1 protein-coding gene is annotated in these 427 nt (G+C 71.2%); it reads right to left on the bottom strand.

All coding sequences use genetic code 11. The features are described 5' to 3' along the window. A partial coding sequence (locus tag JK363_RS41685; protein WP_201883526.1) for a SpnB-like Rossmann fold domain-containing protein occupies positions 1 to 427 on the bottom strand: 427 nt, incomplete at both ends.

The following is a 427-nucleotide window of genomic DNA, read 5'->3' as shown; positions in this document are numbered from 1 at the left end:
CCAGCCGTCCCCGGAGGAATCCGCACTCAACGGCGCGGGCAGCAGCCTGCGACCCAGAACCTCACCACCGCGCAGCGCGACCTGGTCCTCGCCGCTCGTCCCGGCAAGCACCGAGGCCATCAGATCGCCGGTTGTGTTGTCCTGCCTATCGGGCAGGTCGACCAGACCGCCCCAGCGGCCGGAGTGCTCCAGGGCGGCCACCCGGCCCAGACCCCACACCATCGACTGCTCGAACCCGGCAACCACGTCGCCCGCGCCGGCCGACACCGCACCGGACGTCACACACCACAACGGCGCCTGCACATCCGCGTCACCCAGCGCACGCAGCAGACCAACCGTGGCCTCGACACCCGCATCAGCGAGTCCCAGCAGCGAGACCACGCCACTCAGCGCAGGCAGTTCGGTCAGCCGCTCCGCCCAGTCGACC

The organism is Streptomyces coffeae, assembly GCF_016741875.1.
Taxonomy (GTDB): Bacteria; Actinomycetota; Actinomycetes; order Streptomycetales; family Streptomycetaceae; genus Streptomyces; species Streptomyces coffeae.
The sequence above is the reverse complement of the archived record's forward strand: the minus strand, read 5'-3'. Positions and strand labels throughout refer to the sequence as shown.